21 protein-coding genes and 1 pseudogene are annotated in these 22,616 nt (G+C 61.1%); 14 read left to right on the top strand and 8 right to left on the bottom strand.

All coding sequences use genetic code 11. The annotated features are described in order from the left end of the window. Positions 1-145 precede the first annotated feature (145 nt). From argE to NKH21_RS19445, 5 genes are all read left to right on the top strand, one after another. A complete protein-coding gene (gene argE / locus NKH21_RS19465; RefSeq protein ID WP_352665724.1) occupies positions 146-1,270 on the top strand; it encodes an acetylornithine deacetylase in 1,125 nt (374 codons plus the stop codon). Positions 1,271-1,287: 17 nt separating this feature from the next. Further along, the gene (locus tag NKH21_RS19460) at positions 1,288-2,211 is read left to right on the top strand and encodes a 2-hydroxyacid dehydrogenase (protein ID WP_352866974.1); all 924 of its coding nucleotides are present in this window, start codon (positions 1,288-1,290) and stop codon (positions 2,209-2,211) included. A gap of 14 nt (positions 2,212-2,225) precedes the next feature. After that, positions 2,226-2,582, top strand: a complete 357-nt coding sequence (locus NKH21_RS19455) for a cupin domain-containing protein (protein WP_023678793.1) — start codon at positions 2,226-2,228, stop codon at positions 2,580-2,582. A 173-nt stretch (positions 2,583-2,755) separates the two neighbouring features. Next, positions 2,756-3,799 carry a tartrate dehydrogenase gene (locus tag NKH21_RS19450; RefSeq protein WP_352866971.1) on the top strand — a complete coding sequence of 348 codons (1,044 nt, stop codon included), beginning with the start codon at positions 2,756-2,758 and terminating at the stop codon, positions 3,797-3,799. A 19-nt stretch (positions 3,800-3,818) separates the two neighbouring features. Further along, positions 3,819-5,294 carry an NAD-dependent succinate-semialdehyde dehydrogenase gene (locus NKH21_RS19445; RefSeq protein ID WP_352866968.1) on the top strand — a complete coding sequence of 492 codons (1,476 nt, stop codon included), beginning with the start codon at positions 3,819-3,821 and terminating at the stop codon, positions 5,292-5,294. A gap of 142 nt (positions 5,295-5,436) precedes the next feature. On the opposite strand, the gene NKH21_RS19440 is transcribed toward NKH21_RS19445, so the two are convergent. Beyond that, the gene (locus NKH21_RS19440) at positions 5,437-6,126 is read right to left on the bottom strand and encodes a haloacid dehalogenase type II (protein ID WP_352866966.1); all 690 of its coding nucleotides are present in this window, start codon (positions 6,124-6,126) and stop codon (positions 5,437-5,439) included. Positions 6,127-6,552: 426 nt separating this feature from the next. Between NKH21_RS19440 and NKH21_RS19435 the strand changes: the two genes are divergently transcribed. Beyond that, complete coding sequence (locus NKH21_RS19435; protein ID WP_352866963.1) at positions 6,553-7,929, top strand: aspartate aminotransferase family protein; 1,377 nt, start codon at positions 6,553-6,555, stop codon at positions 7,927-7,929. Positions 7,930-8,094: 165 nt separating this feature from the next. Here the strand turns inward: NKH21_RS19435 and NKH21_RS19430 are convergent, their stop codons facing one another. The 6 genes from NKH21_RS19430 to NKH21_RS19405 all read right to left on the bottom strand — a co-directional run bounded on the left by NKH21_RS19430 (position 8,095) and on the right by NKH21_RS19405 (position 12,525). Next, entirely contained in the window at positions 8,095-8,394 is a 300-nt protein-coding gene (locus tag NKH21_RS19430; protein WP_352867047.1) for an HVO_A0114 family putative DNA-binding protein, read from the bottom strand. A gap of 4 nt (positions 8,395-8,398) precedes the next feature. Then, positions 8,399-8,935: a ribonuclease toxin HepT-like protein gene (locus tag NKH21_RS19425; RefSeq protein ID WP_352866961.1), complete on the bottom strand. Its 537-nt coding sequence runs from the start codon at positions 8,933-8,935 to the stop codon at positions 8,399-8,401. Next, positions 8,922-9,242, bottom strand: coding sequence for a nucleotidyltransferase domain-containing protein (locus NKH21_RS19420; protein ID WP_352665716.1), 321 nt, complete (start codon positions 9,240-9,242; stop codon positions 8,922-8,924). Before NKH21_RS19420 ends, NKH21_RS19425 begins: the two co-directional genes overlap by 14 nt. A 311-nt stretch (positions 9,243-9,553) precedes the next feature. Further along, positions 9,554-10,030, bottom strand: coding sequence for an Lrp/AsnC family transcriptional regulator (locus NKH21_RS19415; protein ID WP_352492386.1), 477 nt, complete (start codon positions 10,028-10,030; stop codon positions 9,554-9,556). Positions 10,031-10,040: 10 nt separating this feature from the next. Next, on the bottom strand, positions 10,041-11,114 hold the full coding sequence (locus NKH21_RS19410) for a tartrate dehydrogenase (protein WP_352665714.1): 1,074 nt from the start codon (positions 11,112-11,114) through the stop codon (positions 10,041-10,043). Positions 11,115-11,199: 85 nt separating this feature from the next. Then, on the bottom strand, positions 11,200-12,525 hold the full coding sequence (locus tag NKH21_RS19405) for an NAD(P)/FAD-dependent oxidoreductase (RefSeq protein ID WP_352665713.1): 1,326 nt from the start codon (positions 12,523-12,525) through the stop codon (positions 11,200-11,202). Positions 12,526-12,683: 158 nt separating this feature from the next. Here NKH21_RS19405 and NKH21_RS19400 point away from each other — a divergent pair, with 158 nt between their 5' ends. The 6 genes from NKH21_RS19400 (at position 12,684) to NKH21_RS19375 (ending at position 19,968) form a co-directional block, all read left to right on the top strand. Then, a complete protein-coding gene (locus NKH21_RS19400) occupies positions 12,684-13,124 on the top strand; it encodes a hypothetical protein (protein WP_352665712.1) in 441 nt (146 codons plus the stop codon). Positions 13,125-13,304: 180 nt separating this feature from the next. Next, complete coding sequence (locus tag NKH21_RS19395) at positions 13,305-14,969, top strand: ABC transporter ATP-binding protein (protein WP_352866957.1); 1,665 nt, start codon at positions 13,305-13,307, stop codon at positions 14,967-14,969. A 23-nt stretch (positions 14,970-14,992) separates the two neighbouring features. Continuing rightward, complete coding sequence (locus tag NKH21_RS19390; RefSeq protein ID WP_352565922.1) at positions 14,993-16,663, top strand: peptide ABC transporter substrate-binding protein; 1,671 nt, start codon at positions 14,993-14,995, stop codon at positions 16,661-16,663. A 79-nt stretch (positions 16,664-16,742) separates the two neighbouring features. Continuing rightward, a complete protein-coding gene (locus tag NKH21_RS19385; RefSeq protein ID WP_352665710.1) occupies positions 16,743-17,693 on the top strand; it encodes an ABC transporter permease in 951 nt (316 codons plus the stop codon). Positions 17,694-17,725: 32 nt separating this feature from the next. Beyond that, the gene (locus NKH21_RS19380; RefSeq protein WP_352665805.1) at positions 17,726-18,604 is read left to right on the top strand and encodes an ABC transporter permease; all 879 of its coding nucleotides are present in this window, start codon (positions 17,726-17,728) and stop codon (positions 18,602-18,604) included. Positions 18,605-18,636: 32 nt separating this feature from the next. Next, the gene (locus tag NKH21_RS19375) at positions 18,637-19,968 is read left to right on the top strand and encodes an NAD(P)/FAD-dependent oxidoreductase (protein ID WP_502903402.1); all 1,332 of its coding nucleotides are present in this window, start codon (positions 18,637-18,639) and stop codon (positions 19,966-19,968) included. 148 nt (positions 19,969-20,116) lie between these two features. Here the strand turns inward: NKH21_RS19375 and NKH21_RS19370 are convergent, their stop codons facing one another. Continuing rightward, a complete protein-coding gene (locus NKH21_RS19370) occupies positions 20,117-21,055 on the bottom strand; it encodes an ornithine cyclodeaminase family protein (RefSeq protein WP_352665707.1) in 939 nt (312 codons plus the stop codon). A 55-nt stretch (positions 21,056-21,110) separates the two neighbouring features. Here NKH21_RS19370 and NKH21_RS19365 point away from each other — a divergent pair, with 55 nt between their 5' ends. Continuing rightward, entirely contained in the window at positions 21,111-22,148 is a 1,038-nt protein-coding gene (locus NKH21_RS19365; RefSeq protein ID WP_352665706.1) for a GNAT family N-acetyltransferase, read from the top strand. Between the two features lie 11 nt (positions 22,149-22,159). Next, positions 22,160-22,616 (top strand): annotated as a pseudogene (locus tag NKH21_RS19360) (DSD1 family PLP-dependent enzyme); the annotation flags it as partial.

Genomic DNA, 22,616 nt, shown 5'->3' with positions numbered 1-22,616 from the left:
ATACGGGAAAGCCAGCAGGTTTAGCTGGTTCGAGGTGCTTTTTCGCAATCTTCGGCCAAAGCACGACGCAATTCGGCAGGGAACACTGCTGCCTGCGGATAGGCTGGTTGCACCCGGTGATAGTGTGCAAGCAGAGCGGACCGCCATGAACGTGGAAGAAATCCTCGCGACGCTGATTGCATTTCCCTCTGTTGTGGGCACGCCAAACGGCGCGATCGCCGATTGGATCCGCGACTACTGTCAGGCAGCCGGAGCCGAGGTGACAGTTCTCCCCGGTCCCGAGGGCGACCGGTCCAACCTCTTCGTGACGATCGGCCCGCGCCAGGGTCGGGGCTACATCATCTCCGGACATATGGATGTCGTGCCGGCCGGCGAGCCGGAATGGAGCTCGGACCCGTTTGTCCTGCGCCGCGAGGGCGGCAGGCTTTACGGCCGCGGCACCACCGACATGAAGGGCTTCCTCGCCTGCGCACTGGCCGTGCTCCCAGGACTTGCGGCGATGAACCTGCGGCAGCCAGTTCATCTCGCATTCTCCTACGACGAAGAGGCGGGGTGCCGCGGTGTGCCGCATCTCTTGGCAGCGTTGCCGAGCTTATGCGAGAGGCCGCTTGGCGCGATTGTCGGCGAGCCGAGCCGGATGCAGCCCGTGCGCGCGCACAAGGGGAAGGCCGCCGCGCGGCTCGAGGTGATCGGGCGACCAGGCCATTCGTCACGCCCCGATCTCGGACTCAATGCCGTGCACGCCATGGCCGGCGTCATCACATATGCCGTGGCCTACGGCCAATCGCTCGCGGACGGGCCGCGCGATCAAAATTTCGAGCCCCCATACTCGTCCTTGCAGGTGGGCGTCATCGCCGGTGGACAGGCGGTCAACATCATCGCTGGTCACTGCACAGCCGACATCGAGGCGCGTGCCGTGCCCGGCGTTTCTCCAGCCTCCCTGCTTGAGCCGGTCAAGGCCCGGCTCTTCGCCCTGCGAGACAGCGGCTTCGATGTGGCGTGGCACGAGTTGAGCACCTATCCCGCCCTTGCGCCCGCGAACGGGAGCGCGCTGGCGGCCGTTCTGACGGAGCTGACGGGGCAGGAGCCGCTCACGGCCGTCAGTTTCGGCACGGAGGCCGGGCTTTATCAGCAGGCCGGCATCGATGCGGTCGTTTGCGGCCCAGGCGACATCGGCCGTGCCCATCGTCCCGACGAATATATCGAGATCGGTGAACTCGCCGCTTGCCGGAAGATGATCGAGGGGCTCGGCGCGCGTCTTGCGGGCTGAAGAAAGGGGCGGTCACCATGGCGTTTCTTTTCAATTCCGATGCGGCGCGTGCTGCGGTCTTCCGCGAGATCTTCGCGCGCCAGATCCCGGATCTGGAATTCTTCCATTCCGGGGACGAGATGGAGCCGGAGAAGGTGCGCTATCTCATCACCTGGACGGTGCCGGATGAGATCTCGCGCTACCGCAATCTGGAAGTGCTGTTTTCCATCGGAGCGGGCGTCGACCAGTTCAAGCAGGACGTGGTGCCAAGCCATGTGAAGCTTGTGCGCATGGTCGAGGACGGCATCATACGCATGATGCAGGAATACGTCGCGCTCGGCGTATTGGCGCTCCACCGGGAGATGCCCGCCTATCTCGAGCAGCAGAAAAGGTGCCTTTGGCAACCGATTGCCGCTCGACAGGCGGCCGAACGCCGGGTTGGCTTCCTCGGTCTTGGCATGCTGGCCCGCGCGGCTATCGAGCGCTTGAAGCCGTTCCAGTTTCCGCTTGCCGGGTGGAGCCGCAGCGAAAAGCGGATAGAGGACGTCGCCTGTTTTCACGGCACGGACCAACTCGCGGGCTTTCTGAAGCAAACGGATATTCTTGTCTGCCTGCTCCCGCTCACAGAACAAACGCACGGCATCCTCGATGCAGAGTTCTTCGACTTGCTGCCCGTCGGGGCGACGCTAGTGCATGTCGGCAGGGGTCCGCAATTGGACCAGGCCGCGCTGATCAACGCGCTCGATACCGGTCACCTATCTGCAGCGATGCTTGATGTCACTGATCCAGAACCGCTCCCGGAAGTCCATCCGCTGTGGTCGCATCCGAAGGTGATGATAACGCCGCACATCGCCTCGGTGACGCAACCGCATACGGCGGCACAATCCGTCGTTGACAACATCCGGCGCCACCGCGCCGGAGAAGAACTGATCGGCCTCGTCGATCGGACACTCGGTTATTAACCAGGAAACATCGCATGTCACTTCTGATCACGATCGACACAGTTCCAGACTTCGCGCCGAAGGAGGCACTACCGGCTCCGGAGCGGCTCATTTCCGGCAATCCATCCTTCAAGACCTGGGCGCAGGATGCCTCGAAGGGAGAAAAGGTGCTCACCGGCGTCTGGGAGGCGACGCCCGGCGAGACGCATTCGATCAAGGGCACGATCTACGAGTTCTGCCACATCGTTTCGGGTCTCGTCGAAATCGAGGAGAAGGGCGGTGAGACCAAGACCTACCGTGCCGGCGACAGTTTCGTGATGAAGCCCGGTTTCGTCGGCGTCTGGCGCACGATCGAGACCGTGCGCAAGATCTACGTCTGCGTTTACGACTGAGTTCAGTACTCAAGGTCCGGCCGAATAGCGCGCGCGGCGTTTCAAAACAATCGGCTTTCCAGGTTTCGCCTGACGCGATTCGACGCCGTCAGACGGCTCATCCTCGACGGAAAATGCGGCGGCCGGTCCACTATTGTTCCGATGACGCTAGTGCAAATGAGGGACCTCCATCAATGAAAACCTACAAGATAGCGCTCATCCCCGGCGATGGCATCGGCAAGGACGTGACGCAGGCGGCATGGCAGGTGCTGCAGGCGGCGGCAAGACGGGGCGGTTTCGCCCTTGATCACACAAGATTCCCATGGTCGTGCGCCTACTACCTGGAGACCGGTGCAATGATGCCGTCAGACGGCATCGAGACACTTCGCAAATTCGATGCGATCTATCTCGGCGCTGTGGGCTGGTCCGCGGAAGTGCCCGACTCAGTATCGCTTCACGGACTGCTCCTGCCGATCCGGAAAGGATTCACGCAGTACGCCAACATACGACCGCACCGGCTGTTGCCGGGCGTTCAGGGGCCCCTCCGCTCCGATGGTTTCGACATCCTGTGCATCCGCGAGAATACGGAAGGCGAATACTCCGGCGCCGGTGGGCGCGTTCATTCCGGCACGGCCGATGAGGTGGCGGTTGAGACTGCGATCTTCACGCGTACAGGTGTCGAACGGATCATCCGTTTCGGTTTCGAACAGGCGCAGGCGCGCCGCAGGAAGCTCGCATCTGTCACCAAATCCAACGCGCAGAAACACTCCATGGTTTTCTGGGATGAGGTCACGCGCGAGGTGGCGAAAGACTATGCCGATGTGGAGGTCTCGCACTACCACATCGACGCCATTGCCGCCCGTATGGTCCTCGCGCCTGAAAGCCTCGACGTAATCGTCGCATCGAACCTTTTCGGCGACATCCTCACCGATATTGGAGCGGCCATTCAGGGCGGGCTGGGTTACGCCGCCTCCGCCAATATCAATCCCGATCGCAGCTCGCCTTCCATGTTCGAGCCAGTCCATGGTTCGGCGCCCGACATCGCGTATCTCGGCGTCGCCAATCCGATCGCCGCGATCTGGTCCGGTGCGATGATGCTCGAGCATCTGGGCGAGGGGCAGGCTGCGGCACAAGTGATGTCGGCAATCGAGTCCGCAACCGCGCGGGGGATTGGCACGATCGCAGGCAAGGACAGGACTGAAACGATCACGCAGGCCGTGCTGGCAGGATTGACCTGAAAGAGCAGAGGAAAAGACCATGAATGCGATGACGAAGATTGGCATGTTCAACGACTTCGACCTTTTCCGCCAGCAGGCGCTGATTGGCGGTGCCTGGCGGGATGCGGAAACCAAGGGCGTGGTCGATGTCATTGACCCTGCTAGCCAAAGTGTTCTCGGCACCGTTCCCGCAATGGGCGAGAACGAGACGAGAGCGGCAATCGCTGCCGCGGCTGAGGCCTTCAAAAGCTGGAGGAAAAGGACGCATGCCGCGCGTGCAGGACTTCTGGAGCGCTGGCACGACCTCATCCGTCAGCACGAACAGGATCTCGCGCTCCTGCTGACGCTGGAACAAGGCAAGCCGCTTGCCGAGGCGGTGGCGGAAATCCGCTACGGCGCATCTTTTGTGAAATGGTTTGCGGAGGAGGCGCGCCGGATCGGTGGCTCGACCATTCCGTCACCCACGGCCGATCGCCGCATTCTGGTGCTGAAAGAACCCGTCGGCGTCTGCGCCATCATCACGCCGTGGAATTTCCCCAACGCAATGATCGCACGCAAAGTGGCACCGGCGCTGGCCGCAGGTTGTACGGTTGTCATCAAGCCGTCGGAATTTACACCATTCTCGGCGCTGGCGCTCGGCGTTCTGGCGGAACGGGCAGGTATCCCTGCCGGCGTGATCAACATTGTGACCGGCATGCCCATCGAAATCGGCAACGAATTGATGGCCAACCAGACGGTGCGCAAGATCTCGTTCACCGGTTCGACCCGCGTCGGTGCGCTGCTCATGCGCGGCGCGGCCGATAGCATCAAGCGGCTGAGCCTGGAGCTTGGCGGCAACGCGCCCTTTATCGTCTTTGACGACGCCGATCTGGATAAGGCAGTTGAAGGGGTGATCGCGTCCAAGTTCCGCAATGGTGGTCAAACCTGCGTCTGCGCGAACCGGATTCTCGTGCACGAAGGCGTTTACGACGCTTTCGCCGAAAAGCTGAGCCGGCGCGTGGCGCGGATGAAGGTTGGCGCAGGGACCGACGAGGGCACTGAGATCGGCCCGATGATAAACGCCGCCGCGATCGACAAGATCGAGCGTCACATCGCGGATGCACAGGCGAAAGGTGCACAGATCATCGCCCAAAGCGAGACGGTGCCGGAGGGCAAGCAATATGCACGGCCCGTCGTGCTGGGAGAGGCTACTACCGGGATGCTCCTGGCATCCGAAGAGACGTTCGGTCCGGTGGCGCCGCTTTTTCGCTTCGAGACGGAGGAAGAGGCCATCGCCATCGCGAATGGTACGCCGTTCGGCCTTGCCGCCTACTTCTACACCGACAACCTCAAGCGCTCATGGCGTGTTGCCGAGGCGCTGGAGTTCGGTATGGTCGGGCTCAACACAGGCATGATCTCGACCGAAGTTGCGCCTTTCGGCGGTGTCAAGCAGTCGGGAGTGGGGCGCGAAGGATCGCAGCTCGGCATCGAGGAATATCTCGAGGTCAAGGCGCTTCATGTTGGCGGGCTTGACTAGTTATCTTGCAGGCAGGTGGAAACACTTGCAGCGTTGGAACAATAAAGAAAGGGGCGGTGAAAACCGTCCCTTTCTCTATTGCGACCAGTGGCTATTAAGGTTTGGGAGCGCCTCGCTCTGGCGCGACTGCGCCTACAAACGTTCAGGCGAATTCCCGAACTGGCTCCAGTCCGACGGCGCCGGCCAGACCGCCGATATCCTTGATTTCGGTATATTCGTAGAAGGGGTTTGCAGGCTCGTGGCCGCGGTTCACCCAGACCTTGCTCTTGATACCGAGATCATAGGCGGTCATGAGATCATAGCGGAATGAGGACGACACGTGCGTGATGTCCTCCGGGCCGCAGCCGAGCTTCTCGAACATATATTCGAAGCCCTTCATCAAAGGCTTGTAGGCGCCGGTCTCCTCGGCCGTGATGACCATGTGGAACGGCGCGCCGAGTTTCTCCACGTTCGACATGATCAGGCTCTTCATGGAGTTCGACAGGATCACCAGCGGAATCTCCTTGGCGACCTTGGCCAGGCCCGCCGGGACATCCGGGTGCGGACCCCATGTCGGCACTTCCGCATAGATGCGCTGGGCATCCTCGGGCCGGAATGCGACGCCGTTGCGCTTGCAGGCACGTTCCACGGAATTGTGTACGACCTCGCTGTAGGGCTTCCAGGCGCCAAGAACCTCGTCGAGGCGATAGGCCGAGAAATCCTTGATGAACTGCGCCATCACAGCTGGGGAGAGCTGCGCGCCGTATACGCGTCTCGCCGCGCCGGCCATGTCGAAGTTGGATAGTGTACCGTAGCAGTCGAAGGTGATGTATTTCGGTCTGAACTGGGTCATAAGCGTCGATCCTTCCAATCCTGTCGGCACTGCGTGCCTTTAACAGCAAGGATCATAATGAGGACCGGAGAAGACTAGTCGCCGCATTCGATGCGCCCTGAAGCAGATTGTTTTGTATTGGGTGAGAGCTTTGGCAGAGAGTTGCGCCTGAGTTCGTTTCGGGCTTCGCGGGAGCGCGATCCTTCAGCCGTGCGTCGGCATAAAATGCGGCGCCGGCGGCAAAGGAAAGTCAAAACGCCTATCGCTCAGGTTCTGGTCGGGAAAAACTGCTGTCCGCGGCAGCCTATCTTGGGCCTAGAGAAATCAGGCCCGGAATCAACCATCACCGCGCAGCAGACCACGCTGGAAACGAGCTGAAGGACGAAACCACACCACGCCGGACTCATGCTCTCGTCAGTCAGGCACCGCGCTGAATCGGAGGAAGAAATGCTGGCAAATTCACTGATCGAACTCGATCGCGCACATCTGGTTCACCCGTTTTCATCCTATCGGAGCCACGAGGACGCGGGCGTGCGGGTGCTCAAATCCGCCAAAGGCGCAACCGTGACCGATGCAAGCGGGAAAACCCTGCTGGACGGATTCGCCGGTCTATGGTGTGTAAACATCGGATACGGCCAGGAAAGCGTCGTTGAAGCAGCCGCAAAGCAGCTAAGAGATCTTCCCTATGCGACGGGATATTTCGGGCTGGGATCCGAGCCTGCCATTCGCCTTGCTGCCAGGCTTGCCGAACTGGCGCCCGGCGATTTGAACCACGTCTATTTCACGCTTGGCGGCTCCGACGCAGTCGACAGTACGATCCGCTTCATTCGCTATTACTACCATGCCAAGGGTACGCCGCAAAAGGACCAGTTCATCTCGGTCGAGTATGGCTACCATGGATCCTCGACGGCAGGGTCAGGTCTGACAGCGATCCCGGCCTTCCACGCGGGTTTCGGCGTGCCTTACGACTGGCAGCACAAAATTCCTTCGCACTACGCCTATCGCAATCCGGTCGGTTCCGACCCGCAGGCGATCATCGATGCATCGGTCGCGGCCCTGCGGGCCAAAATCGCGGAACTCGGCGCGGGCCGCGTTGCGGCCTTCTACGCCGAACCAATCCAGGGTTCGGGCGGTGTCCTCGTTCCACCGACAGGTTGGCTGAAGGCTCTGCACGCCGTGTGCAAGGAACACGACATTCTGTTCGTTGCCGACGAAGTTATCACTGCCTTTGGCCGTACCGGCCCCCTCTTCGCGTGTGAGGATGACGAGGTCGTGCCAGATTTCATAACCACAGCGAAGGGACTGACCTCGGGCTACGTGCCGATGGGCGCCGTCTTCATGTCGGACCACGTGTACAATACGATCGCGGACGGAGCCGGCAAAGCGGCGGTCGGCCATGGCTATACTTATTCGGCCCATCCCGTGAGCGCGGCAGTCGGGCTTGAATGCCTGCGTCTCTATGAAGATGGCTTGCTCGAGAATGGGCGGAAAGTGGGGAAGCGCCTGATGCAAGGCCTTTGCTCGCTCGCCGACCACCCGCTGGCTGGCGACATCCGCGGTCGCGGTATGCTGGCAGCAATCGAGTTGGTCACCGACAAGGAGCGCAAAACGCCGCTGCCGGCGGCGGCTGATCCGGGGCGCCGCATCTTCGAGCGCGCGTGGGCGAACGGCCTTGTCATCCGTGCCTTCAACAGCGGCATCCTCGGCTATGCGCCGCCGCTCTGCTGCACAGACGACGATATTGATGGAATCCTCGAACGCACGCGGATGACGCTGGACCAAACCCTCCAAGATAAGGATGTGCGGGCAGCGATGAAGGGATGATCAGCGGGCGCATCGCATCGACCAGGGCCTTTTGGGACTATCTTGGCGATCGGCTCGGCGTCACCGAGACTTCACGTCCAATACTTGCCAAACCTCGTCAGCGGCGGCTTCGCATCCCACTCGTCGACTTTGCCTCTGTTATCCATGGCGCAGCAAAGATGATGGTCAGGCGATTTGTTTCCACGAATCGTCGACCTCGCATCTGCCATCCTGAAGCTCAGCGAGTTCGATCGTGACTCGTTGCACGGCGAGTTCGGGTCTCTTCGGCCTGGAGCCCGCCATTGAGACAATTCCCGCCCGCTCAAGGGCCGCCAGGGAGCGGGATACGTTCGGCTGCGGACGCGCCGCCAACCTGCACAGTTCCGTGATGCTTTGCGGTCGATACCGATGGATCAGCGCCACCAGCCGACAATTCTCAGGGGTCAACGCCCGCAGAATCTCTTCCGGCGCACACGACTGGGCCATTGGTTCACGGACCACCAGATGCCCCGCCTCCTGAGCCGTCGCCGCCATCACTGTCGTGCGTGTTTTCCTCAGTAAGAGTGCTTTCCAAGTAAACAACAGCCTCGACGAAAGACGGAAATGCTTCTTTTACCCTGTCGAGGTTTTCGAGCACCTTGTCTGTTTTCAGGTCAAAACCGTATCGATGCCGCACCAGGTGACGGAATCCCTTTAACTCACTCAGGGACTGATAAAGCTCGGGGTCGAGCACAGCCGGGCGGATGCCTGCAATTTCCGCCGACATCTGATCGAGCACGTCCTGGTGCATCGTAGGCCCTTGGGGAACGAGGCCGTCTATGTCGTTGGACAGGCTGAGCAAGATGTCCTCGATGCCGTTGTAGACATTGTGGACTCCCAGCGAAACAGCTGCGACCGCTCCCCATTCGCCGAGTGACATCTCACTCCCATGAGCCGACAAAAATTCCTCGATTTGCTGCAGTTCCTTCGCAGCGCGGTCGATTTTTGGCGACAGTTTTGCGAATGCCGGATGCTTAAACGCTGTCATTGAGCAATTCCTGCACTCGTTCGGACGAAACGTCTGAAGCAAAGATCAGGTCATAAGGAATGTTCGTTCCCCGAAGCTGGTCTGCGACCAAGCGCTCTACCAGGGCCCGGCGCGCAGGATCAGTGCTTCCGTGAACCAGCAGATCTACGTCCGAATGGACGCGGAAACGGTTTTTCCGGAGGGATCCGACAACAGAGATATCGACGCCGCGGGCTTTGGCGTTCCGGAGAATACGCGATACACAGGCTTGCGCGGTCTTCCGGCGATCGTCAGCTCTTCGGTGGATCAAAGTGTCAATCTTGTTCATCTTTTCGCCTGTTGCCTTTGGTCCAACTGTGACCCGAGGCTAGATTGTCGCACTCCGCAAGCGGTGCGTGCTGCCTGCCTATATATCATCGAATGATATATATTCAAGCCATTTGACGAGGACAAGGCGAAAACAGGCGTTCGCCGGAAGTGTCCAGATGCAGTCGAAGTTTTAGGCTAGGCGCCGTTCAGACGAGTGGCAATGACGGCCTCGCCCGAAGCGTGACGTCGTCATTCGACAAATGCCGCGCGCGACAAGATGGAGCGTGGCACGAGCGCACGCCGCTTGTGGATCGAACCGGAGCAGCCTTCTCATCTGTCGAAAATGATGTCGAGAGGCAAATGGGATTTCACGATCGGTGACTTCAGCACGACGAAGCTGAAATATTTGTCGATCCCGATATCCAATTCGATCATGCGCTCCATGATCGTCTGGTACTCGCTGATGCCCGCTGTGACAAACTTCACTAGATAGTCGTAGCCGCCTGAAACCAGATGGCATTCGATGACAGAATCGACTTTCTGAATTGCGGTGAGAAATCTCGCGAAATCGTTCTGTTGATGGTGCTTGAGCGTGACTTCGGTGAAGATCGTCAGAGTCTGTCCGAGCTTGGACACATCTATCTGGGCGGAATAGCCGGTGATGAAGCCTTCCGCCTGAAGCTTCTTCACGCGCATCAGGCAAGGGCTCGGCGAAAGGTTCACCAGGTCGGCAAGCTCGACATTGGTGACCCGCCCGTTCTTTTGCAGTTGGGATAAGATCTTGATGTCGATCTTGTCGAGCTTCATTGGAAACCTGTCACACGTTCGAACCGCGGATCGCCCGGCAGACAGCGTCCGTCACCTCCTGCGTGGTTGCTGTCCCTCCTACGTCCGGCGTCAGCACGCCTTCACTCGTCACCGTTTCCACAGCGCTCATCAGCCGGGCGGCCGCTGCGCTCTCGCCCAGGTGTTCGAGCATCTGGGCAGAGGTCCAGAAGGTGGCGACCGGGTTGGCAATACCTTTGCCGGCGATGTCGAATGCCGAGCCGTGAATTGGCTCGAACATCGAGGGATAGCGCCGCTCGGGATCAATGTTGGCCGTTGGTGCAACGCCGAGACTGCCCGCGAGCGCGCCGGCAAGGTCGGACAATATGTCGGCGTGAAGATTGGTGGCGACGATCGTATCGAGGCTCCGAGGTTTCAACGTCATACGCACTGCCATAGCATCGACTAGCATCTTGTCCCACGCCACGTCGGGGAATTCCTGCGCCACCTCGGCTGCGATTTCGTCCCACATTACCATGCCGTGACGCTGCGCGTTGGATTTCGTAACAACGGTCAGGAGCTTTCGCGGCCGTGACTGCGCCAGCCGGAATGCATAGCGCATGATGCGGGTGACTCCGACGCGCGTGAAGATCGCGACTTCGGTTCCGACCTCCTCGGGGAGGCCGCGATGGGCGCGGCCGCCGTGGCCCGAATACTCGCCCTCGGAATTCTCCCGCACGATCACCCAATCCAGATCGCCAGGGCCAACGCCCGCCAGCGGCGAAACAATCCCGGGCAATATCCTGGTCGGCCGCACGTTCGCGTATTGATCAAAGCCTTGGCAAATCGGCAGGCGGAGTCCCCAGAGCGTGATGTCGTCGGGCAGATCGGGAGCGCCCACCGCGCCAAAGAAGATGGCGTCGAAGCGCTTCAGTTGCGCCACTCCATCTTCGGGCATCATCCGACCATGGGCCTTGTAATAGTCTGAGCCCCAGTCGAAGTGCTCGACGCGCAGCTTGAAGTCGCCGCAGCGCTGCTGCAGCGCCTCAAGTGCCTGGAGACCTGCGGCAATCACCTCCGGGCCGATCCCGTCGGCAGGAATGGCGGCAATCTCATATTCGCGCATCGTCACTTCCTTGTTTTTGGTGCTGGCCGCCTCGTGGCCTCAATCTCGTGTGCGATCGAGATTGTACCTTGGCAAGACGGTCTTCTCAGAATTCAGCGACCTTGCCCCACGCAGCGGTCTTCAGACGCTCGGGCCTATAGGGACGCGGATCGACAATAGGCTCGCTGCCTGTGACGATGTCGGCGATCATATGCCCCGCGCCGGGGCCAATCCCGAAGCCGTGACCACTGAATCCCGCCGCCAGGATGAAGCCCGGAATCCCCTCCACTTCGCCGACAGCGGGAATGCCGTCGGGCGTGCTGTCGATATAACCCGCCCAGACATCGGAGATCGCGACGCGTTGGAGTTCGGGGATCAATTCGCAGGCTCTTCGATATGTAAGCCGAATCTGCCCCATGTCGGGCTTTGGGTCGAGAATCCGGTTCCGTTCCATTGGCGTGATGTCGTCGAGGGCCCATTTGCGCAGGCTTTCATGGCCTTGACGCCAGCCCTCGAAGGCGCCCGGGGCGAGACTGCGCCAGCGGCGGGCGAACATAGGTACAAACTCTCGGCTGAACCTGAACTGCTGCGGCGTTGGATCGACACGCGCCCGCCCGCTGATCGCCAGCGCGTATCCACCGTTGCTGCGCCGCGTCAGAGAGACGCGCGCGGTATGCAGGGCATCCGGCAGACCGTTTGCGCCTGGCGCCACGGCTAGAATGGACTGACGCACGGCAGCTTGCGGGAAGCGCATGCCAAGCTGGTTGCAGAAGGAAGAAGCCCACGCGCCTCCGGCCATGACAACGGTTTTCGTCCGTATGGTGCCTGCTTCGGTCACCACAGCGCTCACCCGGCCGGCGCTCAACTCCAGCCCGCGCGCCGCGCAATGCTGATGTACGGTTCCGCCCGCCGCCATGATGCCGCGCGCCGCAACCGGGACTGCCTTGGAAGGGTCCGCCGTTCCGTCAGTTGGCGAGAACACGCCACCTTTCCATTTGCGGCCCGTGGCTTTGCCCCGTTCGGTGGCTTCTTCTGCGCTCAGCACGTGCGTGGTGACCCCGACCGTTCTCGCAAAATCGCGCCACTTCGCCCAGCCTGCCAGCTCATTTTCGTCTTGTGAGAGATAGAGGAGCCCGCAGCGGCGAAAGCCGGTGTCTTGGCCGGTCTCCTGTGCCACCTTCTCCCAGAGGTCGAGACTCTTGGTCGCCATCGGCAGCTCGCGCGCATCGCGGTTCTGCTGGCGGCACCAGCCCCAGTTGCGGCTGGACTGCTCGGCCGCGATACGCCCCTTTTCGACCAGGGCGACCTTGAGGCCGCGGCGCGCCAGATAGTATGCGCTGAACACGCCCACCACGCCGCCGCCGATGACGACGACGTCCGCTTCGTGAGGGAGGGAAGGGCTGCAGTCGATGTGCATGAGCGGCGCGGACATGGATGGGACTCCGGTAATTTGAAGCATCCTAACCTGTAGCCTGGAGAGACAGGCTGCGGAGTTTGTGCCTGGACGGAATATCCTGCGTTTAGCAGCCCCCAGGACAGGCAATTATTGCGCGAAAAGCTCGCTGCGCGGGGCAAGCAGGAGTACACTTCATGCAGTCGCGTCATCTGCGGCATGCGCGGTACACGGCGCAGTCGTCGACCTTGATCGGCAGTGCCTTGGCCGACATCGTGATGGGCCGCACGGTCACCAATCCGCTCGGCGGCATGGCCTGCATATGGTGCCGATGTACACCGGAAATCTTTGGTCATATCCCTCATGGGCGCGTATTGCCGGATGAAGGATGTGGTTGCCTGATCCCGGTTTCCGCGCCGAAACGGGAACAGAGTGAAATGCCGAACTGGATGTTCTTTTCAGAAGTTCCTGCCGCCCGAGGGCCAAGTTTCGAAGACTCTGCGGAAACAGAACAGTCAAACTGGCTGGAAGAACGGAGCAACCCTTCCTTATGGCAGGCAGGCTTCAGAGGACATTCGATAGGCAAGGCTTGCCCCTTCGGAGAGTTCTCCAAGAAAAAAGGGAACAGAGTCCGGTAAACGGACCGGATTTCATAAGGGAACCGCCACGATGAGCAGAACCCGTCTCTCGCAGCCTCAGCGCGCGAAGCGCCGAGAAGCCCGGACTACGGCAGCTACGGTGAGGCGCTTCCGCTCAAAGGGCGATGATGCGGTCCGCAACAGGGTGGACGCGCTCGGTTGAAAGGGGAGGTGACCTCGATGGTCGCAAGCATCCAGGCTGTAGCCCCCCACGATGTGGCGCTTTCGGTGCGCGACCTCACGGTGAATTTGCCGCAAGGCATGGAACGGGCCCATGCTGTCAAGAACATTTCCTTCGATCTCAAACGCGGCCAGATACTCTGCATCATAGGCGAGTCCGGATCGGGCAAGTCGGTCACGGCGAACGCGATCATGGGGCTTCTGCCGACGGTGATCCGCCTCTCATCGGGTGTCATCCAGCTGGAGGGGATGAACATCATCGGCATGTCGCCAGACAAGCTGCGCAATCTGCGTGGACGGGTCGTGTCGATGATCTTTCAGGACCCGCTCTCGGCGCTCAATCCCCTGATGACGGTGGGCGCGCAGATTGACGAGGTCATGGCCGCGCATGGCTTCGGCACGCCACAAACCTGTCGCAATCGCGCCATCGAGCTGCTCACTGAAGTAGGCCTGCCAGATCCCGAACTCATGTATCACCAGTACCCTTTCCGGCTTTCGGGCGGGCAGCGGCAGCGCGTCATGATCGCCATGGCCTTGGCGCTCGAGCCGACGGTCCTGATTGCAGATGAACCAACGACCGCCCTCGACGTCACCACCCAGGCTCAGATCCTGCAACTGATCCGTGACATTCAGCGGCGCAAAGGCATGAGCGTGATGTTCATCACCCACGATTTCGGCGTGGTGGCCGAGATCGCCGACAGCGTCGTGGTGATGGAAAAGGGCCATGTCGTCGAACAGGGCAGCGCCGAGCAGGTGTTGAAGTCGCCCAAGCACCCTTATACCCAGCGCCTGATCGCGGCCGTACCACATTTGACCGGCGAAGATCGTTCTCGCCCGGAGGCTGCCAGCAAGGAGCCCATCCTCAAGGTTGAGGGTCTGGTGAAGACCTATCGCGGCGGCAGCGCGCTGTTCGGCGCGCAGCGGACTGTGACGGCGGTCAACGAGGTTTCGTTCGAACTGGCGCCTGGCCGCACGCTGGGGATCGTAGGCGAGAGCGGTTCGGGGAAATCCTCGCTGGGCCGGCTGCTGATCAAGCTGCTGGACAGTGACGGCGGCAGGATCTTGTTCGAGGGCTGTGACATAGCCAAGCTTTCCGAAGCGAAGTTCCGCCCGCTTCGACCGCGGATCCAGATGATCTTCCAGGATCCCTTCGCTTCTCTGAATCCACGCTCGACGGTCGGCCACATCATGACAGTAGGTCCGATGGCGCACGGGATGCCTTATGCTCAAGCGCGCGATGAAGCGCGTGCGCTTCTGGCCCATGTCGGTCTCGATGCCGGTGCTTTTGGCCGCTACCCGCACGAGTTCTCGGGTGGGCAACGCCAGCGCATCGGCATCGCTCGTGCGCTGATGTTCAAGCCGAAGCTGTTGATCGCCGACGAGGCTGTCTCCGCACTCGACGTGTCGATCCAGGCGCAGATCCTGCAGCTTCTGGACCAGATCCAGCGCGAGACCGGCGTGTCGATGGTCTTCATCACGCACGACCTGCGCGTCGCCAGCCAGATCTGCGACGAAATCGCTGTGATGCAGAAGGGCCGGATCGTCGAGCGCGGGCCGCCCTCGCAAATATTCCTGAACCCGCAAGCAGCCTACACGCGCCAACTGGTAGCGGCAATTCCAGGAGAGCGGCCGGGCAATGCCCGTCCAGTAGCAGCAAACGCATAACAAATAACAAGAGAGGAACTACCATGACCAAAAATTCATCGACTACGTCCAACTACTCGAGGCGCGAAGCGCTGCGACTGATGGCGCTAGGTGGGGCTGCAGGCCTCATCGCGCCCAATCTGTTGGGCAAGCCCGCCTTCGCCAAGACCCCTCCTGCAGGCCCGGCCGGTCGCGTCGTCGTCGGTCTTTCGCAAGAGCCGACCGTATTCAATCCGCTGATGGCGCATATCGAAGTCGATGACGCGGTCCATTTCTCGGTTTTCGATGCGTTGGTCCGGATGGATCCCCAAGGTGGCCTACATCCAAACCTCGCAGCCGAGGTGCCAAGCCAGAAGAACGGCGGCATTTCGGAGGACGGTCTCAACTGGCGCATCCGGTTGCGCGACAATGCCCGCTGGCACGACGGTGAGCCCTTCACGGCCGAGGACGTGAAATTCACCCTTGAGCTCATCACGAACCCGAAGTTTCGCGCTTGGCGCACGAGCGGCCATTCGCTCGTGCAGGACATCACAGTGGTTTCGCCCACCGAGATCACATGGCGGATGAAGGAGGCTTTTGCGCCCTACCTTTCATTCTTGGCCGAAACCTTCATCGTGCCTAAGCACATTCTGGGGAAAGAGGCCGATCCGAATACCGCCGCGTTCAACCAGGCGCCGGTCGGCACCGGCGCATTCAAATGGGGCCAGCGCGTCGCGGGCGATCACATCGAGCTCGTCGCCAATCCTGAGTACGCCGGCGAAGGTCCCTATGTCGAGCAGCTCATCTTCAAATACATCCCCGACATGACGGTGCTCTACACGCAGTTCAAGAGCGGCGACGTGGACCTGGTTGATCAGTCGTTCATCACCGCCGACCATTATACTGAAGCCCGCGAACTACCAGACCGCGTGGTGACACTGGAGACAGGGGCATCCCTGGAGTCGATCTACCTCAATTTGGGCCGCCCGCAGTTCAAGGATCTGGCAGTGCGCCAGGCGCTCTACGCCGCGTTGGACAGGAAAGCGATCGTCGACACGATCTATTACGGCGTGGGCACTCTCACCGAGACCTTCATGCCGAAGGAGTCCTACTACTACGACCCGGACCTGCCGGTTCAGGAGTTCAATCTGGACCGGGCGCGCCAAATCCTTGATGAGGCCGGCTGGGCGCCGGGGCCGGATGGAATCCGCGCCAAGGATGGGGTGCGACTGTCCTTCTCCAACTCGACAACTTCTGGCAACAACCTCCGCGAGCAGACGCAGCAGTTCCTGCAGCAGACGTTTGCCGAGATCGGCGTCGAGATGACGATCTCGAATTTGCCGGCTGCAGTTATGTGGGGCGAGTTCTGGCTGAAGTCGCAATTCGACACCGCCATGGTGGGCGTCACGTATCTGATTGCCGCGGACCCCGACGCCACAAACCGGCTCCATACGAAGGCGATCGCCGCTCAAGGCGGACACGGCTCGAACACCGGACAATATTCCAATCCTGAGGTCGATGCCCTGCTCGAAAAGGGTGCTCGCAGCTTCGATCCGGAAGAACGGCGCGGGATCTATAACCGGGTGCAGGAAGTGGTGCGCCACGATCTGCCCTTCCTGCCGCTGTTCGCCTACACAATCGTCCTCGGACGCAAGAAAGGGTTGGACGGCTTCGAGCCCAACGCCAACACCCGCACCGCGTCGTGGAATGCCGCGGCCTGGCAGTGGAAGGCCTGATCCACGCAGTTGCCGCCGCCCGGTTCCGTCGCGGCGGCGGCAACAGATCAGAATCATCAACCCACAATGGAGGACTCGAATGCGCGGCTTCCTGCTCAATCGCCTCTCTCAGAGCCTGGTGCTGCTTGTGATCGTTTCGATCATCGGCTTCGGCATTCTGAACCTCCTTCCCGGCGGCCCGCTGGCGCAATTTGGGCTTGATCCCGGAATGACCCAGCAGGATATCGAGCGTCTCAAGGGGCTGCTGGGCCTCGATCGGCCTATATGGATCCAATATGTGGACTGGGCATGGCGGCTGGTGCGGGGCGACTGGGGTCACTCGTTCCGTGATGGAGCGCCGGTGTTGGAGGTCATCGGCAGCCATCTCTTTGCCACGCTGCTGTTGATGGGTTCCTCAACCGTGATTGCAATTTCCATTGGCGCCTGGATCGGAATCCGCGGCGCCACGCGCCGCTATTCGCTGTTCGACTATCTCGCAACTGTCGGTGCCATGGTCGCGTTGTCGGTCCCCACCTTCTGGTTCGGGCTCGTCGGCATCTACGTCTTTTCCCTGAAGTTGGGCTGGCTGCCCGCGGGCAATATGTCCGAGATCGGCGACGCCTCGATCCTGGGCTACCTCCACCATCTGATCCTGCCAAGTATTGTGCTGTCGCTGGTCCATGTCGCGATCTGGAGCCGCTACATGCGGACGGCGACTCTCGACGCCATCAGCCAGGACTTCGTCAAGACGGCTCGGGCCAAGGGGTTGAGTGAACGCCGGATCCTGATGAAGCATGTCGTCGGCAACGCACTTTTGCCGATGATTACCTTGGCCGGGATGCAGCTTCCCAGCGTCCTCACTGGCGCGCTCGTGACCGAAACCGTCTTTACCTGGCCAGGAATGGGACGGTTGTTCCTCGATAGCCTTGGTTACAGCGACTATCCGGTTGTGATGGGGCTGCTGATGTTCTCCGCCATCCTCGTTCTGCTTGGAAACCTGATCGCCGATATTGTCGTCGCTATTGTCGATCCGCGCATTCGTCTGGCTTGAGCGCGCAACTTCCCCGACAGGAGACAGCCGATATGACCGCTCTCACCGCAAATGCAGCTCCGAGCCGATGGAGAAACAACCGCGCGGCACGTCGTTTCATGCGCCATCGCTTGGCGCTGCTCGGGTTGGCGATGATCATCTTCCTGAGTCTTGCTTGCGTCCTCGGCCCCCATCTCCTGCCTTATAACTCACTGTATATCGATCTGCGGGCCCGCTTTGCCCCCCCGCTGACGGGCTACCACTTTCTAGGCACCGATCCGCTTGGCCGCGACGTGGCGGCAAGGCTTTTGATGGCGGGACGAATCTCGCTGCTGGTCGGTTTCTTCGCCATGGTTCTGTCGACGCTCATCGGCACCCTGGTCGGCGTGATTGCCGGCTATCGCGGCGGCTGGGTCGGGGCCACGCTGATGCGCACGGTCGACGGATTCCTGTCGTTCCCATCGATCTTTCTGCTGCTGGCGCTGGCTGCCGCACTGAAGCCCAGTCCCGTGATGATCACCGTCATTATCGCCCTCACCAGTTGGATGGAGGTTGCCCGGATCGTCGAAGCGGAAGTCCGCTCGTTACGCGAACGCGAGTTCGTCCTGGCCGGGCGAATGCTGGGATTGAGCGGCACCCACATCATGTTCCGCGAGATACTGCCCAACGCCATGGGGCCGATTATCGTCGCTTCCACCTTGACGGTCGCGCGCGCCATTCTCATGGAAGCCTACATCAGTTTCCTCGGCTACGGGATCCAGCCGCCACTTCCCAGCTGGGGCAACATGCTCAATGGCGCCCAACAATATCTGGGCAGCGCGCCTTGGCTGGCAATCATTCCCGGAGCTGCAATCACCATTGCGGTAACCAGTTTCAATTTCATCGGTGACGGGCTGCGTGATGCGCTCGACGTCCGAGACGACCACATCTGAAGTTTCATCGACCGCAGATCTTTACCCCTGCAATGCAGCGAGAAGTCAGCCACGTGCAAGAGCCTCATATCGCCGACAAGAACACACCCTACTGGTGGGAAGCAGCGCCCGTCATGCCGCTGCCGCGCCAGCCAGTCGCAAAGGAGCTTGACGTGGCAATTGTCGGCGCCGGTTATGCCGGGCTTTCGGCCGGGCTGGTGCTGGCGCGCGAAGGACGCTCGGTCGCAGCCTTTGATGCGATGAATCCGGGCGAGGGTGCTTCCACCCGCAACGGCGGGATTACGAGCGGAAGCATCCGGCCGGACTATGCCACGATCACCCGGCGCTTCGGGGAAGAGAAGGCCATGGCGATCGAGGCCGAGGGCAAGGTCGCACGCGAATTCCTCTACGACTTCATCAAGACCGAAGGGCTCGACTGCGACTTCCGACTGGTTGGCCAATTCAAAGGCGCTTTCGGATATGAACAGTATGAGAAGATGGCGCGCGGCGCCGAGACGCTGGCGAAGAAACTGGGGATTGAGTCCTACGCGGTTCCGCGTGCCGAGCAGCGAAATTATATCGGCACCGACTTCTACCGCGGCGGGACCGTTCGGATGGACATTGGCGGGCTGCACCCCGCAAAATTCCATGCTGAGCTCCTGCGGGTGGCGCTCGCATCCGGGTTGACGGTCCATTCGCATACAGTGGTCAAGTCGATCGAGAGGAACGGTTCGGGGTTCCGCGTCGCGACTTCGGCAGGGACGGTGGATGCACGGCAGGTTCTGGTCTGTACCAACGGCTATACCGACGGCGCCGCTCCCTTCCTACGCCGCCGCCTGGTTCCGGTCCGCAGCCGGATCATCGTCACCGAGGAACTTGCGCCCGATATCATGGCGCGACTGATGCCGAAGCTGATGACGATCACCGAGAACCGGCAACTCGGTTTCTATTATCGTCCCTCGCCTGACGGAAAACGCATTCTGCTGGGAGGCCGTGACAGCTCTCGCGTCGGCGATCCGGCGGCGCCAAAGCTTCTCCTACGCAAGGGACTGGTGAACCTTTTCCCGGAGTTGGAGAACGTGCGCCTTTCGCATTGCTGGTTCGGCAACGTGGCGATGAACCGAGACATGCTGCCCCGCATCTTCGAGAAGGACGGTGTGGTCTATGCCTCCGGCTTCTGCGGTTCGGGCGTGGTCTGGGCGCCATGGATTGGCATGCGTGCGGCCCACAAACTGATGGGGCATGGCGAGCAGTCGCGCACGGCGTTCGATTTTCGACCGCCTTCGGCCGTCCCGCTCTATCGTGGCAATCCGTGGTTCATGCCGGCGATTATCCAGGGCTATCGGTTGCAGGACCGTCTCGCCTTCTGGCGCGCCAGCCGCTAGTCGCCGACATCGGGGCGATCCGTGGTTCGTGGGGGCAAGCCTTTGGCGTGCCCGCTGCTGACACGACTGAAAAATCGCGCGAGTTGCAGGACAGCTCCAGTGGTGTCGAAAAATCCGTCAGGACTGGGGCCTGTCGGTGCGAAGCTGATCAGCGGTGGGACGCCTTTGCGCGGATCAACGCGTCGGCCATATAGAGGTCCTGCAGGGAGATACCGGAACTGTCGAAGACCGTGATCTCATTGTCGAAGCGGCGTCCGGGCACACGCTTTTCAATGACGTCGCCGATTGGTGTTACCGCAAGCATGCCGGCGTCGATCTCGTCGCGCACGTGCTGGAATTCGCCGATCTGGACTGACTGGGAAAGCAGATCACAAAACAGACGTGCCTTGGGAAACAGTTCGCTCGGCAATTCGCGCTTACCTGGAGCATCCGACCCCATGCTGACGATATGGGTTCCGGGTCCCACCCAAGCGGCATCGAACAGCGGTTCGCGTGCGGGTGTCGCCGTGACCACGATGTCGGCCGCGCGCACGGCTTCTTCCGGCAAGGCGGCGCGCGCCTTCAGTCCCCTTTCGCCGATCTGATCGACAAAAGCGTCGCGCCGCGGCGAAGGCCGGGCCACGACCAGCACGGTTTCGATTGGGCGGATGCGTGCCAGCGCCATCACTTCGAAGCTCGCCTGGTTGCCGGCGCCGAATATCGCCAGAACCTTGGCTTGCTTGCGCGCAAGAAGATCAGCCGCAACCGCGTCGGCGGCGGCCGTCCTGTAGGCGTTGACCTTCCCGGCCTCGATCACGGCGCCGAGCCGACCTGTATGCTGATCGAGCAGCACGATGGTGGAGTTGTGGCGGGGAAGGCCACGTGCCGGATTGCCCGACCAGAAAGAGCCGATTTTCAGTCCGGTCAGGTCGTCCGACGAACCGGATTTGATTGAGAAGGTATTGGTCGCGTCCTGTGTGCGTCCGAGAACAGCGGGAAAGACCCAGCTCTGCTGCGATGCTGCTGCCACGAGGGCCTCGCGCGCCGCCTCGAAAGCAAGTTTATGCGTGACGAGGGCGGCTGACTCCTCTTCGCTGATGTAGATCATCCAAAATTCCTCTGGGCATCACCGATCGCGGACAACCACGAAGCGGCGATTCAAGGTGCCAGCTATTCCTCGCCCGATTTGCGCGATTTGGCATGCCGAGGAACTGCTCAAAACGAATTATCCCGCTGATTTGAAGGGGCAAAACAGCAGCGAAATCTGTCCGCCGGGCGCGACTCTAAGATCCGACTTCAATCCGACTCTGGATCAAGTGACAGCGTTGCACCTTATGGCCTTTGAGCATGACAGAGATATCGTCAGCGCCCCGACCGAGCTGATGAAATTCCAAACCCGCCATTTGCCGGGCGCGCTGAAGCTGTCGCAGGAGATGGCCTGGCCCTACCGCCAGGAGGATTGGGAATTTGCCCTGATGGTCGGCAACGGCCTGGTCCTCGAGCGGGCAGGACAGGTGATTGGCACGGCCATGTCCTGGAACTACGGACAGTCCTATGCCTCGGTCGGGATGATTATAGTTACTGGCTCCGCGCAAGGCGGTGGCAACGGCGCCCGGCTCTTTGATGGATTGCTTGAGGCGGCACACGGTCGCAACCTGCTGCTCAACTCAACCGAAGAGGGGCTGGCGCTTTACAAGCGACGCGGCTTCACTGCCTGGGGCACGGTGCTTCAGCACCAGGGCTCGCTGAACGTCGCCGTGACGCGCAGTGCTTGCGACGACATCCGTCAAGCGACAGTCTCTGACCTCGCGGCGATCCAGGCCTTCGACGAACGGGCCACGGGCATGCCCCGGCTGGCGATGGTGGCTGCGCTCGCCGATGTGGGCAACGCCTTGGTCATTGAGCGCAGGGGAGGGATTGCGGGCTACGCTATCGCGAGGAGGTTTGGCCGCGGCTATGTCGTCGGCCCTTGTGCAGCCGAGAGCGAGCAAGACGCGCGGCTTCTGATCCTGGCCCAGCTTTCGAAGCTTCACAATCAATTCGTTCGCATCGACGTCTATGCCGAGGATGGATTGGGCGACTGGCTTGAGAGCCTTGGCCTTCAGCGGTCCGGCAGTGCGACCGCCATGGTCAAAGGGCAACGGCCCGTCTCCGAGCGGGCCGCCCATATGTATGCGTTGGCAAACCAGTCGTTCACTTAGGAAACGAACTTATGAACACGAGGGCAGCAAACGTGGCGGTGAGCGAGCCGGCTCGGACGATCGACGCCTTAATCACTCCGGCGCTGCTTCTCGACCGTGGGCGGCTCGAGCGCAACATCCAGGGTCTGGCCGAGCGCGCCAGGAAGTTTGGCGTGGCACTGCGCCCGCATATGAAGACGGCCAAAAGCATCGACGTCGCCCGATGCGCGTTCCACCGCGAACCCGGTCCGATCACGGTCTCGACCATCGCCGAGGCGGAGTATTTTGCGGGCCATGGCTTTCGAGACATAACCTATGCGGTTGGTATCTCACCGGCTTCGGCCAGGCGCGCCATGGAGCTTTGTCGCCGCACCGGCGCTGATGTGAAGTTGTTGCTCGATTCCGTCCGCCAAGCCCAACCCCGTGGCGGACGCCCAGGACACCCCGCGGTGGAGCCAAAGGGTTTAAACGGAACTGGCTGCGGTAGCC

Source organism: Mesorhizobium sp. M1329 (assembly GCF_040318035.1).
Lineage (GTDB): Bacteria > Pseudomonadota > Alphaproteobacteria > Rhizobiales > Rhizobiaceae > Mesorhizobium.
Note: the sequence above shows the minus strand (reverse complement) of the source record. Positions and strands in the feature narration are given on the sequence as shown.

What these genes read in the sequence shown, in the direction of transcription:
- argE (WP_352665724.1), top strand. Translation starts at nt 146, where the DNA reads ATGAACGTGGAAGAAATCCTCGCGACGCTGATTGCATTTCCCTCTGTT.
- NKH21_RS19460 (WP_352866974.1), top strand. Translation starts at nt 1,288, where the DNA reads ATGGCGTTTCTTTTCAATTCCGATGCGGCGCGTGCTGCGGTCTTCCGC.
- NKH21_RS19455 (WP_023678793.1), top strand. Translation starts at nt 2,226, where the DNA reads ATGTCACTTCTGATCACGATCGACACAGTTCCAGACTTCGCGCCGAAG.
- NKH21_RS19450 (WP_352866971.1), top strand. Translation starts at nt 2,756, where the DNA reads ATGAAAACCTACAAGATAGCGCTCATCCCCGGCGATGGCATCGGCAAG.
- NKH21_RS19445 (WP_352866968.1), top strand. Translation starts at nt 3,819, where the DNA reads ATGAATGCGATGACGAAGATTGGCATGTTCAACGACTTCGACCTTTTC.
- NKH21_RS19440 (WP_352866966.1), bottom strand. Translation starts at nt 6,126, where the DNA reads ATGACCCAGTTCAGACCGAAATACATCACCTTCGACTGCTACGGTACA.
- NKH21_RS19435 (WP_352866963.1), top strand. Translation starts at nt 6,553, where the DNA reads ATGCTGGCAAATTCACTGATCGAACTCGATCGCGCACATCTGGTTCAC.
- NKH21_RS19430 (WP_352867047.1), bottom strand. Translation starts at nt 8,394, where the DNA reads ATGGCCCAGTCGTGTGCGCCGGAAGAGATTCTGCGGGCGTTGACCCCT.
- NKH21_RS19425 (WP_352866961.1), bottom strand. Translation starts at nt 8,935, where the DNA reads ATGACAGCGTTTAAGCATCCGGCATTCGCAAAACTGTCGCCAAAAATC.
- NKH21_RS19420 (WP_352665716.1), bottom strand. Translation starts at nt 9,242, where the DNA reads ATGAACAAGATTGACACTTTGATCCACCGAAGAGCTGACGATCGCCGG.
- NKH21_RS19415 (WP_352492386.1), bottom strand. Translation starts at nt 10,030, where the DNA reads ATGAAGCTCGACAAGATCGACATCAAGATCTTATCCCAACTGCAAAAG.
- NKH21_RS19410 (WP_352665714.1), bottom strand. Translation starts at nt 11,114, where the DNA reads ATGCGCGAATATGAGATTGCCGCCATTCCTGCCGACGGGATCGGCCCG.
- NKH21_RS19405 (WP_352665713.1), bottom strand. Translation starts at nt 12,525, where the DNA reads ATGTCCGCGCCGCTCATGCACATCGACTGCAGCCCTTCCCTCCCTCAC.
- NKH21_RS19400 (WP_352665712.1), top strand. Translation starts at nt 12,684, where the DNA reads ATGCAGTCGCGTCATCTGCGGCATGCGCGGTACACGGCGCAGTCGTCG.
- NKH21_RS19395 (WP_352866957.1), top strand. Translation starts at nt 13,305, where the DNA reads ATGGTCGCAAGCATCCAGGCTGTAGCCCCCCACGATGTGGCGCTTTCG.
- NKH21_RS19390 (WP_352565922.1), top strand. Translation starts at nt 14,993, where the DNA reads ATGACCAAAAATTCATCGACTACGTCCAACTACTCGAGGCGCGAAGCG.
- NKH21_RS19385 (WP_352665710.1), top strand. Translation starts at nt 16,743, where the DNA reads ATGCGCGGCTTCCTGCTCAATCGCCTCTCTCAGAGCCTGGTGCTGCTT.
- NKH21_RS19380 (WP_352665805.1), top strand. Translation starts at nt 17,726, where the DNA reads ATGACCGCTCTCACCGCAAATGCAGCTCCGAGCCGATGGAGAAACAAC.
- NKH21_RS19375 (WP_502903402.1), top strand. Translation starts at nt 18,637, where the DNA reads ATGCAGCGAGAAGTCAGCCACGTGCAAGAGCCTCATATCGCCGACAAG.
- NKH21_RS19370 (WP_352665707.1), bottom strand. Translation starts at nt 21,055, where the DNA reads ATGATCTACATCAGCGAAGAGGAGTCAGCCGCCCTCGTCACGCATAAA.